Source organism: Pseudoalteromonas sp. SMS1 (assembly GCF_021530565.1).
Classification (GTDB): domain Bacteria; phylum Pseudomonadota; class Gammaproteobacteria; order Enterobacterales; family Alteromonadaceae; genus Pseudoalteromonas.
Genome location: NZ_JAKGBI010000006.1, coordinates 159,828 through 175,792, shown reverse-complemented (window position 1 = coordinate 175,792; position 15,965 = coordinate 159,828). Strand labels below are relative to the sequence as shown.

The 15,965-nt window shown below is 45.0% G+C and carries 13 protein-coding genes; 10 read left to right on the top strand and 3 right to left on the bottom strand.

Annotated elements, in window-relative coordinates; genetic code table 11:
• Positions 1–2: 2 nt before the first annotated feature.
• Positions 3–2,999, bottom strand: a complete 2,997-nt coding sequence (locus L1286_RS09540; protein ID WP_235406675.1) for a salicylate synthase — start codon at positions 2,997–2,999, stop codon at positions 3–5.
• Positions 3,000–3,603: 604 nt separating this feature from the next.
• Here L1286_RS09540 and L1286_RS09535 point away from each other — a divergent pair.
• The 7 genes from L1286_RS09535 to L1286_RS09505 all read left to right on the top strand — a co-directional run bounded on the left by L1286_RS09535 (position 3,604) and on the right by L1286_RS09505 (position 11,996).
• Complete coding sequence (locus tag L1286_RS09535; protein ID WP_235406674.1) at positions 3,604–5,418, top strand: ABC transporter ATP-binding protein; 1,815 nt, start codon at positions 3,604–3,606, stop codon at positions 5,416–5,418.
• The gene (locus L1286_RS09530) at positions 5,419–7,170 is read left to right on the top strand and encodes an ABC transporter ATP-binding protein (protein WP_235406673.1); all 1,752 of its coding nucleotides are present in this window, start codon (positions 5,419–5,421) and stop codon (positions 7,168–7,170) included.
• 139 nt (positions 7,171–7,309) lie between these two features.
• Entirely contained in the window at positions 7,310–8,410 is a 1,101-nt protein-coding gene (locus L1286_RS09525; protein WP_235406672.1) for an amidohydrolase, read from the top strand.
• A 126-nt stretch (positions 8,411–8,536) separates the two neighbouring features.
• On the top strand, positions 8,537–9,310 hold the full coding sequence (locus L1286_RS09520; protein ID WP_235406671.1) for an SDR family NAD(P)-dependent oxidoreductase: 774 nt from the start codon (positions 8,537–8,539) through the stop codon (positions 9,308–9,310).
• 6 nt (positions 9,311–9,316) lie between these two features.
• Positions 9,317–10,315: an AraC family transcriptional regulator gene (locus L1286_RS09515; protein WP_235406670.1), complete on the top strand. Its 999-nt coding sequence runs from the start codon at positions 9,317–9,319 to the stop codon at positions 10,313–10,315.
• Between the two features lie 116 nt (positions 10,316–10,431).
• A complete protein-coding gene (locus L1286_RS09510; protein ID WP_235406669.1) occupies positions 10,432–11,448 on the top strand; it encodes a serine hydrolase domain-containing protein in 1,017 nt (338 codons plus the stop codon).
• Positions 11,449–11,612: 164 nt separating this feature from the next.
• Positions 11,613–11,996: a DUF1842 domain-containing protein gene (locus tag L1286_RS09505; RefSeq protein WP_235406668.1), complete on the top strand. Its 384-nt coding sequence runs from the start codon at positions 11,613–11,615 to the stop codon at positions 11,994–11,996.
• A gap of 750 nt (positions 11,997–12,746) precedes the next feature.
• Here L1286_RS09505 and L1286_RS09500 read toward each other — a convergent pair.
• Complete coding sequence (locus L1286_RS09500) at positions 12,747–12,962, bottom strand: hypothetical protein (RefSeq protein ID WP_235406667.1); 216 nt, start codon at positions 12,960–12,962, stop codon at positions 12,747–12,749.
• 11 nt (positions 12,963–12,973) lie between these two features.
• Entirely contained in the window at positions 12,974–13,675 is a 702-nt protein-coding gene (locus L1286_RS09495; RefSeq protein WP_235406666.1) for a pirin family protein, read from the bottom strand.
• Positions 13,676–13,799: 124 nt separating this feature from the next.
• On the opposite strand from L1286_RS09495, the gene L1286_RS09490 reads away from it, so the two are divergent.
• The 3 genes from L1286_RS09490 (at position 13,800) to L1286_RS09480 (ending at position 15,929) form a co-directional block, all read left to right on the top strand.
• Positions 13,800–14,705: a LysR family transcriptional regulator gene (locus L1286_RS09490; protein ID WP_235406665.1), complete on the top strand. Its 906-nt coding sequence runs from the start codon at positions 13,800–13,802 to the stop codon at positions 14,703–14,705.
• A 75-nt stretch (positions 14,706–14,780) separates the two neighbouring features.
• Positions 14,781–15,194, top strand: coding sequence for a VOC family protein (locus L1286_RS09485; protein WP_235406664.1), 414 nt, complete (start codon positions 14,781–14,783; stop codon positions 15,192–15,194).
• A 129-nt stretch (positions 15,195–15,323) separates the two neighbouring features.
• Entirely contained in the window at positions 15,324–15,929 is a 606-nt protein-coding gene (locus L1286_RS09480; protein WP_235406663.1) for a glutathione S-transferase family protein, read from the top strand.
• The last annotated feature ends 36 nt before the right edge of the window (positions 15,930–15,965 follow it).

Below are 15,965 nucleotides of genomic sequence, written 5' to 3'. Positions count from 1 at the left end.
AGTTAGCGCTCCGCCTCTTCTAACGTTTTTTCTTCAATGAGGTAGTGAGCAATACAGCTGAGTTTTTCGATGGTTTCAGTGAGCTCGCGCTCAGGTTTTGATTGGTCAATCACCCCTGCACCCGCTTGTAGCCAAGTGCGATTATTGGCGCGATAAATTGAGCGCAGTACCAAGGCAGAATCCATAAACCCGTCGCTATCCACAATCATGACACAACCGCTGTACCAATCTCTGCGGTTTGGTTCTAAGCGTAATATGGCTTCAATGGCCTCGCGTTTTGGGATACCAGATGCTGTAACCGCAGGGAATAACGCTTGAAAAGCGTGCCAAGGATTTTTGTGTTCACTGAGTTGGCCACATACACGTGAAGCAAGGTGTTGTACACTGCCGCGGCGGCGCACAGCCATAAATTCACTGACTGAAATTGAGCTGGGCTCACAGATCTGTTCTAGCTCTTCTTGCGCCAGTTTTACCGAGACCGCGTGCTCAGCGATTTCTTTGGTGTCGTTAAGTAGTTCTTCACGCAGTTGTTGCTCTTCTTGAGGTGAGCTACCTAAAGCGCGGGTGCCTGCCAGTGGTTGTGTGCTGATATAACCTGAACTGCTGGCTTCGAGTAAGGTTTCTGGGCTGAAGCCTGCGACTGAAAAGTCGTTTAATTGGTACAAGAATGAACGTGCAGGTGAGTTGTTTGCACGACCAAAGCGGAAGCTTTTGTTCAGGCATACGCTGTCGGGTACATGAATTCGTCGAGACAAGATCACCTTTTGATATTGCTTGTTGCCGATCTCTTCAATGGCTTTCGCCACGGATGTTTTGTATTCGTCTTTGTATTGAGTGTTGATCTGCGGGGTTTGTAAAGGCTCAAGGTCCGAGATACTTTCTGTGTGTTCACAGGATGAGTCTGCTTTTAACACTAAGGCTTCAAGCTCTTTGAGGTCAGTTTCATTTAAAGCGCGCAATGTGGCTTGATCTGCTGCTAGTCGTACCTCTTGTGCTGGCACAAATAATTGGAGTGCTTTGCCATGTTCGGTGCGTGCTTGGATCCCGTGAAATACACTCGCCAGTTCGAATTTGGCGACGCCGTATAAGCGCCAGTCTTTGAATTCAATTGTTTGCAAAGCTTGCGCTATCAAGTTAGGGAATGCCTCACCACTGAATGAAGTTGTTTTATCACCTTGTTGTAGCGCAATGTCGCAGCCATTTGAGTAGAGCTCAGCCACTTTCCCTATGCCAACAGACCACGTTGATTTGCTCTCATATACGGCCTTGAATGGGTTGTCGCTACACTCAACAATACTGGGTGCGAGCTGCGCTGGCGCAGATTGAATGGAAATGGTTTTTTCAATATAGGATGTGGATTGTGTGTGATTCATGGTGGTCTCTACAAATTCTTCCTGAGCACGTTTTGCCAGTGCTGCTTTGTTGATTTTTCCTACTGCGGTGAGTGGCCAAAAGCTGAGTGAAATGATTTGGTCTGGATACTTAAAGCGCGCAACATGTTGCGCTTTTAACAGTGCATGCACATCACTGAGAGAAACGGGCTGGTTTGAAATAATGCATGCACAGCTACGTTCGCCTAGGTGGGCGTCTGGTACAGGGACTAATATGGCTTCATCAATATTGGGGTGTGCAAGTAGGCGCTGTTCTATTTCGGCAACTGCGATTTTTTCGCCAGCTCGGTTTATCTGTTCTTTGATCCGTCCTTCAACAATTAAATTGCCGGATGGGTTCATACGCACCAAGTCACCCGTGCGATAAAATCCGTCAGAGGTAAAGGCTGTTTGGTTATGGGCCTGCGCTTTGTAGTATCCCGCAATAGTATATGGCCCTTTGGTTTGCAGCTCGCCAATGTCACCTTGCATCACCGGATTGTCTTGTTCGTCAACAATACGAATTTGATCGAGGTCGCAAAGTGGACGACCTTGGGTATGTGCGACTTCACTTTTTGGGTCATCTAAACGAGTGAAACACAGCAGTCCCTCAGCCATACCAAACACTTGCTGTAGTTGACAGCCCAGTACTTCGGGCACTTGTAATGCTTGTTCCGAGGCAAATTTTGCGCCGCCAACTTGTAGCAGCTGTAAACTGCTGATGTCGGTGTCATCCCATTGCTTAGCTTCAAGCCAAAGTTTGGTTAATGCAGGTACGAGGGCGGTGTGTGTCACTTGGTGCAGCTCAATCAGTGGGAAGGCTTCATCTGGCCCTGGTGCTGGACAAAGCACCACTTTACCGCCTTGTGACAGTGTGCCGATGATCCCTGGACATGCCAGCGGAAAGTTGTGTGCGATCGGTAAAACCGCTAAATACGTGGTTTGCTGACCAAGTTGGCATAACTCGGCAGAAGCTTTGGCATTGTAGTGATAGTCGCTATGACTGCGCGGGATGAGCTTAGGTGTGCCTGTGGTGCCACCAGAAAGTAACATTAATGCCGTGGCAGCAGGATCTATGTTGGCAGCCGTAATGGCGTCAGTACTGTCTAATTGAGACAAAGAAGTAAAAACGTCGTTGTGTGGGGCATTACCAGATACCAAGACATGCTCAATAGCTGGACATGCAGATACAATACGCTCGGCCATGGCAATGTAATCGTGGCCTAAGTAGCTGTTGGGTATGATGTACGCGACGGGGTTACTTAACTCACAAAGCGCAGCGATATCGGACTCACGTTGCGCAGGCATCGCTAAAATAGGAATGATGCCTAAGCGGAACATAGCAAAACAACTAATCACAAAGTCTAAGTTATTTGGCAGTTGTACCATCACATGATCACCTGCCTTTAAGCCGAGATTGTAAAACCCTGCACTGCGCTCTAGTACACGCTGTTCAAATTGAGTGTAAGTGAGCGCCGTTTCACCCTCAATCAAGGCGACGTCATCAGAAAATTGAGAACGCCACTCGGTGACGAGGGTACCAAGGCTTTGTTGCTGCCAAATATCTTTTTCAATATAGAGGTCTTGCTCAGCCCTAGGCCGTAAGGGGGTATCAGGTGTTGTTTTCACAATAGTTCTCCGATTATGAGGCACGATCGCGGTTTGTTTTTTGAGTTGCGACAACTGCGAGTGTAATTTTTATGAAGTTTTCACGGCCTCAAAAAATATGGTTTCAAACAATTTGTTCCCACCCCTAAAAGTTGTTGTATGCCCCGATCGGTAATTTTTTCGGGTGCATTTGCGTGCTTTCACGGGCGTTTCACACTTATTTCCGATCTGGGGGTTAGTCAGCGGATGCGGGGAGAGCAAATGGTTTTACTCCAGTAGGCTTGCGGCTATTTTTTATTGTGATTAGACAAATCACTATGTGGTGACGGCCGGAGAGTTATCCTGATATGCGGGCTTGATGGTCGCTTGGCAATGGCATGGCGTTTGAGGTTTGGTGTGAAAATAATCAATTTTACATTGATAAAAATGAATAAAATTGTAGTCTACACTAGTCCTTAATGATTGATTTTGTTGGTAAAATTGGAACGTTTGTTTGATATAAAACAATGGTATAGCAACAAACAGGGTTATCGGTAGAGTCAGAGTTGCTTTGTAGGGCGATGTAAATAACTATCTGAGTTGGTTTAATGAGCCGATGTTTAACCGCATTTAAAGGAGTAGGTATATGCGTGTTGAGTCGCATGAAACTGAGGAAAATCAAAGTCCTTGGTCAATCATATTTGCGATCTGTGCACCTCATAAAGGCAAGATGTTTATGGCTTTGAGTTTAATGGCGTGTGTGACTGTCTTTGAGCTTTTACCGGTGTATTTATTATTTCTAGCAATACAAGAGTTGTTGACCCCATTGACCGCATCTGCCGAGCAGTTATTGTGGATAGCCGCAGGTATTTGTGGTGCGATTACACTCAAATCAGGGTGTTCTATGGGCGCCTATTTCTTCAGCCACCAAGTTGCTTTTAAAGCCCTGGCAGAAGTTAGAATGAAACTGGCAAAACAGCTGGCAAACTTACCTCTGACTTGGCTCAGTGCGCAAAACCCTGGGGTACTCAAGCAGAATATTCTTCAAGATGTTGAGCACATTGAACACTTTATAGCCCACCAAAGTGTCGAACTGTTCAACGCGCTGTTAACGCCCTTAGTGGTTTTTACAGTGATTGCATTTATTGATTGGCGGCTTGCGCTCAGCGCTGTCGCGGTTGTGCCACTGGCTTTTTTAGCGAGCGGTTTATTTATGCACAAAACAGCGGCGCAATACGAGCAGTTTAGTGGCGTGTCGGAGGATTTAACCGCGACTTTAAGCGATTACGTTAAAAACATTCCGTTGATGAAGTTATACAATTTGGACAGTAAGCGCTTTGCTGTTTTAAACCGCAAATTAGATAGCTACCATAAACTCGTTTTGGAGTTGACGGGCCAAACTGTACCAGGCTGGACACTTTATACTGCATTACTAGGCGCTTCATTTGTCTGTTTACTGCCTGCTGCAATTGGGTTGCACAGTACGCAGTCTGTCAGCACTGAGCAGGTTATTTTAAGTATGTTACTAGCGGTGGGCATGCTGAACCCCATCATCAAAGTCAGCCGTTTTTTTATGGAAGCCAATGAGCTACTAGCGGGTGTTAAGCGCATCATGCCCATTTATTTGTCACACAACCCTAAACTTAATAACACGCAAATTCAAACAGATAAAAAACACCCTCTGATGCAGTTTTATCGTGTGGACTTTGCCTATCAGTCTCATAAGGTTTTAAAAGGTGTACATTTTAAAGTGATGCCTAATACATTGAATGTGATTGTGGGGGCCTCTGGCAATGGTAAATCGACGCTTGCGATGTTGGCATGTGGATTACACTCTCCCTCATCGGGCAGAGTTCAATTGTATGGGCAAGATGTGTCTTTGTTAACCGATAGCGCGCGTGCGCAATTTATGAGTGTGGTCACACAGGAGTGCTATTTGTTTGAGGGCACGTTGCGCGACAATATCTTATTTGGTCGCAGCGGTATTAGTTCCGATGAACTTGAACGCGCCATCGTAGCGGCCCAACTCAAGCCGTGGATCAACCAGTTGCCCAATGGCTTAGAAACGCCGGTACAAGTTCGTGGACACAACTTATCGGGGGGTGAAAAACAGCGTATTGCAATCGCCCGCGCGTTGGTAAGTGAAACACCTTTGGTCATTTTAGACGAAGCTGCTGCCGCAATGGACAACGTGACACAATCTAAGTTTTATCAGGCCATTCAAGGCCATTACCCACATACCACCTTTTTGGTAATTACCCATAAGTATTTGGGGCTAGAAAATACCGGGCAAATATTTGTTTTAAAAGACGGTCAAATTACCTCACAAGGCACTCATGAGGCATTGCTGGCACGCTGTGACTATTACCGTGAAAGCTGGCAACTACAAGAAAGTGACCATCATACACCCAGCACCGCAGGGCATCCGTTAGACTTCCAACAGATAAGCTATGAGATTTAAATGGATAAACAAGCATCATTGAGTATTGGTCGAGTAATCGGCCATGCCGGCGCTGGCAAATGGCGTTTTTTTACGGGTATCGCGTTTCGAATATTGGAACGTGGTGTTGCAATTGCGCCGTTGTTATTGTGCTTTTATTGGTTGCAACAGCAGTTTTCGGCCACGGCACAAAGTGCACCGTGGCTGTCAACGCCAATGGACTATTTGATGGTTTTGGGTGGCTTCTTTTTACTGCAATTGGTATTTGCCTATATCGGCCAATATCAGAGCTTTGTGGGCAGCTACCGCGTTGTACACGCTTATCGAATAAAGTTGATTAACCATGTGAGGCAGTTGCCCCTTGGACGCATGCGCCGTACTCACAGCAGTGAATTTTTAGAGTTGCTCACGGAGGATATTAAAAAAATTGAAAGTATATTCTCACATATTGCCCCTGATTTGATTTCGGCTTTGGTAGCGCCTGTGATTGGTATGGGGGTGCTCCTTTTTGTCAATCCTCTATATGCCCTTGGTGCCTTAATATTGCTGCCTGTAGCCTTTTGGGTGATGCAGGTATCAAAGCAAAAATTTGCGGTTGTTGCTAAAGCCAAGCAGCAGTCATACCGGCAAAGTAGCAGTATGATCACAGACTACGTTGAGGCATTAAAAACCCTCAAGTTGTATGGTCAAACTGAAACTTGGCTGACGCGGGTCGCTAAACAGTTAGAACGTACTAAACAGCATAGTTTGCAAGTTGAAATGTGGGGGGCTGGTCCGGTTTTAACCTATCGAGTGGTGCTCAATTTGGCGATCAGTGTGTTTGTTATTATGTTGGCGATGACCTTACCCGAGCATCGTTTTACTGGGATAGATTTTACCACTGTATTGTTTGCCCTATTACTCGTGAAACTACTTGAACCGCTCTATGACGTGGGTGAGTACTTAACGATATTACGCATAGCTGTGCAGTCTGAGCACAAAATCGAGTCCATTTTAAATGAACCTGTACTGGCCGAGCCAGACAACCCGCAGCGCCCTGAGTATTTTGATATTGAACTTGATCGCGTATCATTTCAATATGGCGAAAAAAAGGTCATTGATGGGGTGAGCTTTCGAGTTAAACAAGGGACAACCACCGCAATAGTTGGTGAGTCAGGCAGTGGCAAATCGACGCTGTTAAATTTATGTGCCCGCTTTTTCGACCCCAATTCGGGTTGTGTGAGAATAGGTGCGTCAGATCTCAGAGATATTGGTTCCAAAGGCATACATCAAGTGGTTAGCATGGTCTTTCAGGATATTCAGCTGGTGGATGCCAGCATAGTTGAAAATATTCGCATTGGCCGGCCTGATGCAAGCGATGAAGAAGTAATGGACGCGTGTCGCTTGTCTAATTGCTCGGAGTTTATCAACAAGTTGCCCGAGGGGGTGAACACCCGGGTTGGAGACGGGGGGGTATTGTTGTCAGGAGGCCAAAGACAGCGCATTGCCATTGCCAGAGCATTGTTAAAGGATACGCCGATTGTACTCTTAGACGAGGCGACCTCATCGCTTGATCCTATCACGCAAGCTGAAGTCGTCAGTGCCATGAGTAATTTGCTAAAAAATCGCACCGTGGTCACGATTGCCCATCGCCTTTCGAGTATTGTTGACGCCGATAACATCATTGTACTCGAGCAAGGTAGAGTCGTGGAGTCGGGTAGTCACCGCTGTTTGTTGTCGCTCGGTGGACACTATACTCGCCTCTGGAAAGCGCAGGAAGTGCAAGCTGCGTAAAGGAGGTTTACAGCAGCGCCTTTATCAAAAGGGCGCTATTATAATTAATGTGCAAATTATCGCGTTTCCTTTTCGATTCATGTTGAGCGTGTCATTATCTAATCTGATTGAATCCCCAAGGAAGTAAGCGGAGGTCGCGGTGATTAAGCAATTGGGTGTTATTAGCTCGATAATGATGTTGTTGAGTGGGTGTGTTCAAACTCAGCATGTGCGCAACATTGAGATGTTTAAAAAAGGCAATTCCCAATGCTATAACCGTGCTACGATGCCACATACCTTTGTGGTGGATGCCCACAATCACTTTCGCCCGTTTGGGGGGAATGCATTGTCAATCAACGAACTAAACACCTATTTTGAGCGTTTAGGTATTTTGTTTGTAAACGTATTTGGTATTGGCCAGATGGTGCCTTTGGACTGCGACTACTTTTATAACTGCCCGACGGCACAGGTAAAACCCAGTATTAAGAATGACTTTAGCAATGCCGCAAATTATTACGAGTATGCACCGCAAGACACTCATTTAACCCTATCAATGAGCTTTCCAGACCTGAATGCACCGCAAGATGTTGCCTACAAAATGGATCTATTGGAGCAGGAATACCCAAATACGTTTGCTTGGATGGGAGAGGTCAACTTGGTCAAACAGGCGCTGTTTATTAATCGCCATCGTACGACCGCCATCGAAAACATCGCCAAATGGGATGAGTTTATGGCCAAGCTAAGAAGCCCCCGCGGACCCGGTAGTACCCCAATTCCTATTTCTATTCATGCAGATATCGGTTCCAACAAAGCGCCTGAAAAGTTCCTATATTTAATGGAAGCAGTGCTAAAACAATACCCCGACAACCCCATTGTATGGGTGCATATGGGACTATCCAGAGAGCTTACCAACCTTGACCCTAAGCGCCATATCGAGATTTTATCCAGACTATTGGATCAATACCCCAAACTGATGCTGGATATTTCATGGCGTGTTCTGTACGACGAATACTTTAAACACGAAGCAATTCGTGACCACTATGTGGCCTTTTTTAATCAATACTCCACCCGTATTCTGCCCGGCTCCGACTTTGTCGCAACCGACACCAAACGCTTTAAACACTATGCCAATGAAGTCGAGCTCACCAGTTACATCAACCAATTTTTAGACAACAACGCATTTCGCAATATCGCCCTTGGTCAAAACTATTTTGACTTGATGAGCTTGGACTACGAAGCGCCAGTGATTTGTGAGGAGTGACGGGAGGAGATTTTCGCCATGTCACCTTTTGCATGTTAAGTGTCGCGAATTGTCAGTGTGTGGCGTGTTTTGATTGCATATACTGTGTGTCATTGGTCAACAGGGTTTATAAAGAAGGTAAAACACATGGCAAATACGGCACTCATTACGGGCGCATCGGGCGGCATTGGTTTAGAGTTGGCACATCTGCACGCGCAGCAGGGTGGCGATGTGGTGTTGGTGGCACGCTCTGAAGGCAAACTTAAGGCATTAGCGAATGAGATTGAGGTAAAGTACAACGTGTCGGCAACGGTGATCAGCGAAGATTTGTCAGATCCTCATTCGGCGCAGCGTATTTTTGACAAAACAGAAGCATTAAATTTGCAAATCGATGTGCTTATCAATAATGCAGGTTTTGGTGGTCATGGCATATTTTATGAGCGTGAGCGTGCGGCGGACCAGCACATGATCCAAGTTAACATTGCAACCTTGACCGACTTAACGCACTTGTTTGCCAACGGTATGGTGGCGCGAAAAGCTGGGCGCATCTTAAATGTTTCGTCAACGGCATCATTTTTACCGGGTCCGCTTCAAGCTGTATATTATGCAACAAAAGCCTTTGTGACTTCGTATACTCAAGCGATAGCTGAGGAATTAGCGGGCACAGGTGTGACCGCAACCGCGCTTTGTCCCGGTGCGGTCAACACGGGCTTCGTGGCGGCTGGTAATCTCGATGGGGTCGATGTGTGGAAAAATGCTCGCTCGGCACGCTCTGTGGCTGAATGTGGCTACAAAGCCATGCAACAGGGTAAACTCGTGGCCTTCAACGAGCGCAAGTTACAGTTCCTGTTGAACTGGGTCACGCCATTGCTGCCAAGAAAAATGGTGCTTAAATTGTCTCGCCAATCAATGGAAAAGTAACAAGATATGAAAATTTCCAGCAAATTTAGTATTTATGCCAATTGTAAAATCTTACTCAAAGACATGGATATTGATGTCGAAGCGGTTGTCGCTTATTCCAAATTACCGGCTGACATCATCAATCGCGAAATAGCATATTTAACCCCGCGAGAGTATTTTGCTTGGTGGGCAGCCATTGAACAAGTAGCTGAAGGGCGGGACGTGCCTTTACTGGTCGCAGAGCATTTGTCTGTGGAGGTGTTTGACGCGCCTCTATTTGCTGCAATGTGTAGTCCGCATCTGCTTACCGCGCTTAAGCGTATTCAGCATTATAAGCCACTCAGAGGCCCCATGAAAATGGATCTTGTATGCACTGATACTGACACGACCATGTCGCTTTACTGCTTCGGGTTTGATGGGTTTGTGCCCAATGTGTTGGCGTTGTCAGAGATGGTGTTTTTTACCAAACTTGCCAGGATGGCTACGCGACATCATGTTGTGCCGATTAAGGTTACCTTGCCTGAGTTGCCGAAAAATATGACAGCTTACGAGGCGTTTTTTGGGTGTAAGCCTGTATTAGGCAATGAGTTGTCTATTACCTTTAAAAATGAAGATGTTGAGCGGCCATTTTTAACCGCAAATTCCAGCATGTGGAGCTACTTTGAAGAAGGATTAAAGAAAAAGCTAGCAGATCTCTCTGGCACCGCAACTGCGGTTGAGCGTGTGCGTGCTGTATTGGTTGAGTCACTACCTGCTGGTGAAAGTAGTATTGATGTGGTGGCTACGAAACTGTCAATGAGTAAACGTACTTTGCAACGTAAGTTGGCTGATGAGCAAACGAGCTACCATGAAGTGCTACAAAATGTGCGCGCTCAATTGGCTGAACATTACTTATCTAAATCGCATGTCACCTTGGGTGAAATTGCCTTTTTACTGGGCTATCAAGAATCTAATTCATTTATCAGGGCGTTTACAGGGTGGCATGGCGTGTCTCCTGGTAGTTATAGAGACCAGTTGGAGGCTTAACCTTTAGCGCGGCGTATAAAGAATGATTTAATTCTAAACATTTGGTTACGTTATACATTTTGTTGTTTATATCAGAGTGTGCTGCAATAGTTTTAATCCAAGTGATAGGGGAAGCTATGCAGTTCACGGACAAAGAAATCAGCGCTATAAACAAGGTTGTTACCAGTTTCGCACCCAATACAGAGCTGTCGGTGGCCAAGTTGGTAGAAGGTGATTGCCTATATTATGGAACAAGGTGTGGTGCTAACGGTGCTGAGCCTGTTGAAAACCACCACTCGGTATTTGAAATCGGATCTGTGACTAAACTGATGACCAGTTCCGTGTTAGCGCAAATGGTGTGTGAAGGTAAAGTGATGCTGGATGAGTCTATCAACAGCCAGCTCGATATCCCTATCTTAGATGATAAACCTATCACATTTGGGTCTTTAGCGACCCATACATCTGGGTTACCGCGATTGCCGCCAGGTATACTCTGGCAGGCACTATTTAAACGTCGTCACAACCCATATGAAGCGTACCTTCGAGACGACTTATTGCATCATCTCGAACACACAATAAAATTGGGGGCTACTGGTAAAATGCATTATTCCAATTTAGGCGCTGGATTGCTGGGGTTTGCGCTCTCTGAGTTGGCAGGGTGCAGTTACGGTGAGCTATTACAAAACCGGCTCTTCAAGCCTCTAAATATGCGCCAGTCATTCACTAACTGGCGAGATGTGGCAGGCGAATTAGTGATTGGCATTGGCAAAAATGGTGAGCCAGCAAATAATTGGGATTTGGGGGTATTACAAGGAGCGGGGGCTGTGCTGTCATGTGTGAAAGACCTAGCCTCGTATGCCAAAGCACAGTTTGAGCACACTGCACCTTGGGTTGCGTTGCAACAGCAAATTGCGTTTGAAAAAGGGCTAGACAAAGTGGCGCTCGGTTGGTTTGTGCTAGGCAGTTCAACTAAAGATGATCTGCTGTACTTTCATGATGGGGGGACAGGTGGATACAGCTCCGTGATGCTGCTGGATATGAAAATGCAATCTGGTTATATCATTTTATCGAATATTTCTGGGTTACATAAACTCAAAGGCCAAAAGGTAACAAAACTGGGGTTTGCGTTGATGCAAGCACTGAAAGGCAGTTAGTGTGAAATCTCACAAAATCACAAAAAACAATCTTTAAGATTGGTGTGTAATATAAAAGTAATAGTGTGTAATAGTATTACTCCTATCCAAATCATAAGCTTTCTATCGGCCTAACGAGGCCTATACACACATATGATTATTAGTCGATTAAAGAGGATTTTAAAATGGCTAACGAAAGCTTATACCTTGTAAAACTTCAGTTCAAATCAGACAACGTGGGCGCAGGTTCTATGGTACTTCAGTTGGCGGTAAACCCTGCTACTGGGACATTAAATGGTGGTGCTGAAGGCCATATTTTAGAAGGCACGCAGCACTCACCAAGTTTTACTGCGCGTGCGTCAGGTCATTTACATTCAACAGGTTATGGTGGTGTTACTAAAGTTGGCGCGGTAACAGGTCAAGCGGTTGTTTCGTTCCCTCCACCAGCTATTGGTAGTTTCGAGGCGCCTTTTACCGCATCATTTGGTGTTGATAACAGTTGGGAAGGTGACGGCACGTTTACTGTGGGTGAGCATACTTATCCTTGCAAAGTCTCACTCCTGGATTAGAACCTAACCGTTCAGCACAAGGGCTCAGGCAAATGTGGTCGTGTTAATCGTACGTTTGCCTGTACGTCATTGTTTACTTGTTCATTCTTAAGTCTGTTACTTCAATGTCTGTTATATCAATCTGTTGCAACAGGTCAAGCTTGTACTATGCCACTGTTTTCATTTAAATAGCCGTCGTATCCCTGTTTAGTGGTGGGATTTTTCGTTGTGTGGTGGGCAGGGCGCAACAGTTCTCATTGTCATACCTCATGGCTGGACGGAATTGGGCGCGTCACTATGCAAAAAGGTGAACCCTCGGGTGTATTGCGACGAGTGGTTTGATCCATTCATCATGGAAATAACCTAGGGAAGTGAATTTGTTACGCTGGCTGGTGGCATTGATTGCTATAAAGAATTTGCGAACGAATCTTTGGCAAAAAATCGTATCATCGCGCGCGCCGATGAGGTGATTGATAACAGCCTGGCGTCATCATTACCTCATGGTGTGGCCGACGCCGTAATAAAGAGAAGCTTATGGGTCGTGACGGCTAGGATAAGATTCCCGCGGTTAAAAATGATGATGTGTACGAGATAAATTCGAGCGTTATTTTACAACCAGGCCCCGCGGCATTAACTGACGGTGTGACAGCCATCCATAAGATTATTGCCAAATGGGCTCACAAACAGACATCGTCTAATTAGACAAGTAACCATAATTGATGGACTCTGTTTATATTCAACCACCCACAAATGGGTGGTTGAATATTCCATTCATCGAGCCCCATTCCTTGTGAGTAGTTTGATTGCAATTTGCATGACGACGTATGAAATAATTGGCACAATCAATGCCACCACAACAGCAACTTGTATGAGCTTGTTGGCGCCGACATACGGCGCTATTAATTCGGGAATGAAGTACACCAAAGGTAGCAATGCAAAGTAGTTTATCAATGCCACAATGTGTGTGTTTGGTATGTTACTTTTCATCGTGATATATCCTATGCCAATGAATTCTTATGATGAGATACAACAAGTAAATGTGTGTATGTACTTGCTACGATTTGGGCGCCTTTAATTTCAAATAGATCGCCTTCTTTTAAGGGCGTAGACTCTTCACTCCCTTGTAGTACAGCATGACCTGAAATCACATAGATTAAGGATTTATTGCCGACTTTGTAGTGGTCGTGACTGCCTAAGTGCACGATATCCATTGTGGTATTACTGGCGAAAGTATCTGCTTGAGCAGGGTTACCGCCATAAATACGTGTCACACCTTGCATTGCAGGCCTGTAAGATTTATAACCTGCGGGTTCGCCAGCCACGTCAGGTAATGCCCACACTTGTAACATGCGATTGGGTTGATTGTCTGGGTTAATTTCATTGTGGCTAAAACCTTCACTGCCTGCACGTTGTACTTGTACATCGCCAGCAACCAGGTCTTTACCATGCTCTAAAGAGCCCTCATGGCTGACTCGGCCCTCTAACACGATTGAAATCACGTCGATTTCACTGTGAGGATGCATCCCAGACTCTCCTTTTGCCAAATATCTGGCATCTGCTAGGTACACCATGTTGCCAATGCCTTCGAAGGTTTCCGGCTGTTTTCGCCCTGCAAATACACGACTATCTGTTACTAATCTATGCTCTGTGATACCTGCAAATCCACCCAATGGTAATGTGTCTCTTGAAAGTATGTTCATGGGGTTATCCTTTAATTTGTTGATTGTGTCGAAGTGTTGAATAGAGTCTAAGAAATGCAGGTTGTTTTATATACACCTATAAATTAAAATTTCTTTTTCATTTTTGACAACAATGGGTGGGGATATGCAAAGGCATGATGTAAATACCATGCTGTTATTTTTGGCGGTGGTTGAGGCGGGGAGTTTTACTTTGGCTGCCGAACGACTCAATATGCCCAAAGCAAATTTGAGTCGAAAAATTGCTCAACTAGAAGCCTCTGTAGGAATAACGTTACTTGAGAGAACCACCCGTTCGCAGCATTTAACCGAAGCTGGGCGCAATTACTTGGCACATTGCCGAGAAATAAAAGCGCAGGTGGAGTTGGCAAACGCAGCCGTTGAAAAGGCGTTAAATGTTGTTTCTGGTGAGCTAAAGGTGGGTGTGTCAGTCGGGATGGGACATGAAATTCTAAAACCTGTACTCAGCCAATTCATGCATGAAAACCCGCAAATCAGTATGTCATTAAACCTGCTAAATCACCGAGTAGACGTGATTGAAGAGGGGTTTGATTTGGTGATCCGCATCGGAACGCTGGAAGATTCGAGATTGGTAGCCAAACGTTTGGGTAAAGTGACAAGACGTTTGTATTCAAGTCCACAATACCTTGAGCGTTGTGCTGAAGTGACTGGACCTGATGCAATTTCACATTTAGATGTATTGTTGATGAGTAGTATTCAAACTGCGCAAACCATGGTCTTGGTGAATCGACAAGAAACTTGTGAAATAAACATTCACCCAAGAATGCGGGTTGATGATTATGTGGTGTTAAAGCAAATGGTGATTGAAGGTGTCGGGGTAGCGATACTACCAGACTATATGTGCCAGACAGCGCTTGGTAAGGACCAGCTGGTACAACTTCTGCCCGACTGGCAATTACCTGAAGTTGAGGTGTATGCCTTGTACCCTAAACACCGCTTAAATATTCCCAAGGTGAAAACGTTCGTCGAGTTTATTCAGCACGTTTTTACAGTGCGCTTAAATTTGAGTTAAAAAACAAAAATTAATGCTTTACCTCAAGTTAAGTTGAGATTTTAAAGTGACCTCAACTTAAAAAGGAGTAAGCAGATGTATTTAGAGCATGTCAATTTAGTGGTTAAAAATATACAAGCGTCCCTGTTGTTTTATGGCGCTGCATTTCCACATTGGAAAGTAAGAAGTGAAGGACACAGCGAATGGTATGGTAAGCCAAGGCATTGGTTACACTTTGGTGATGAGTATCATTATTTAGCTTTTAGCGATCATGGCGAAGGACATAATCGTGTTTTATCAGGCCATCAAGTTGGACTTGGGCATTTTGCCTATGTCGTAAATAACATCGACAGTGTTATTGAAAGGCTATTGAAAGCGGGTTACCGCATTGATAAAGAAGGGGCTGTGCACCCATACCGAAAAAATGTCTATTTTGTTGACCCAGATGGATTTGAAGTCGAGTTTGTTCAATATCTAAGTGATTTACCCGCTGAACGCAATAGTGATTGAGTCGTGGCTTTGAATTTTCAAAAATACTTAATTTACTCGCTATGTCGGGTGTGGAAAACTATCCGCAGCACCTAATGTAAAAAGGGCAATTCACATACATGTTTTATTCAGGAAAAGGATACTTTTGGTATGTCAGGTATTAAGCTATATAGTTTTACACTTTCTGGAAATAGCCATAAAATCAGACACTTTTTGTCTATTTTAGGGTTAGAGTATGAATCAAAACTGTTGGATGCACATCATAATGAGCATAAATCCGCAGCGTTTTTGGCCATTAACCCACTTGGTCAGGTGCCGGTACTGATTGATAATGGTGACGTGATCTGTGACTCCAATGCGATTTTGGTCTATCTCGCTGAGAAGTATGATACCCATAACCAATGGTATCCGGTGGACGCAAAGTCCCGTGCGGAAGTACAAAAATTTCTATCAATGTCAGCAGGGGAAGTACTCAATGGCCCGAACCTTTATCGTGGCATAAAACACATTGGTAAATCGGGCGACCTAGAACTGACATACGATAAGACCATTAACTTTTTCGCGTATTTAAATGCTCAACTCGGTGAGCAAGCATACTTAATCGGCGAGGTTCCGACCATTGCCGATATCGCCTTGTATACTTACCCTAAACTTGCGGTAAAAGCGGGAATAAACTTAAGTGACTTTCCTTATATTGCAGCTTGGTTTGCGCGCATTGAATCCGGTGAATTCTTTATCAGTGAACCGGAAAAGTAAAACCGCTCTTAACAGCTGAGCGCATCTTTAGCGCGC

Bases quoted from the DNA above. Each gene is read 5' to 3' on its own strand.
- L1286_RS09535 (WP_235406674.1), top strand. From the start codon at position 3,604: ATGCGTGTTGAGTCGCATGAAACTGAGGAAAATCAAAGTCCTTGGTCA.
- L1286_RS09530 (WP_235406673.1), top strand. From the start codon at position 5,419: ATGGATAAACAAGCATCATTGAGTATTGGTCGAGTAATCGGCCATGCC.
- L1286_RS09520 (WP_235406671.1), top strand. From the start codon at position 8,537: ATGGCAAATACGGCACTCATTACGGGCGCATCGGGCGGCATTGGTTTA.
- L1286_RS09515 (WP_235406670.1), top strand. From the start codon at position 9,317: ATGAAAATTTCCAGCAAATTTAGTATTTATGCCAATTGTAAAATCTTA.
- L1286_RS09510 (WP_235406669.1), top strand. From the start codon at position 10,432: ATGCAGTTCACGGACAAAGAAATCAGCGCTATAAACAAGGTTGTTACC.
- L1286_RS09505 (WP_235406668.1), top strand. From the start codon at position 11,613: ATGGCTAACGAAAGCTTATACCTTGTAAAACTTCAGTTCAAATCAGAC.
- L1286_RS09500 (WP_235406667.1), bottom strand. From the start codon at position 12,962: ATGAAAAGTAACATACCAAACACACACATTGTGGCATTGATAAACTAC.
- L1286_RS09495 (WP_235406666.1), bottom strand. From the start codon at position 13,675: ATGAACATACTTTCAAGAGACACATTACCATTGGGTGGATTTGCAGGT.
- L1286_RS09490 (WP_235406665.1), top strand. From the start codon at position 13,800: ATGCAAAGGCATGATGTAAATACCATGCTGTTATTTTTGGCGGTGGTT.
- L1286_RS09485 (WP_235406664.1), top strand. From the start codon at position 14,781: ATGTATTTAGAGCATGTCAATTTAGTGGTTAAAAATATACAAGCGTCC.
- L1286_RS09480 (WP_235406663.1), top strand. From the start codon at position 15,324: ATGTCAGGTATTAAGCTATATAGTTTTACACTTTCTGGAAATAGCCAT.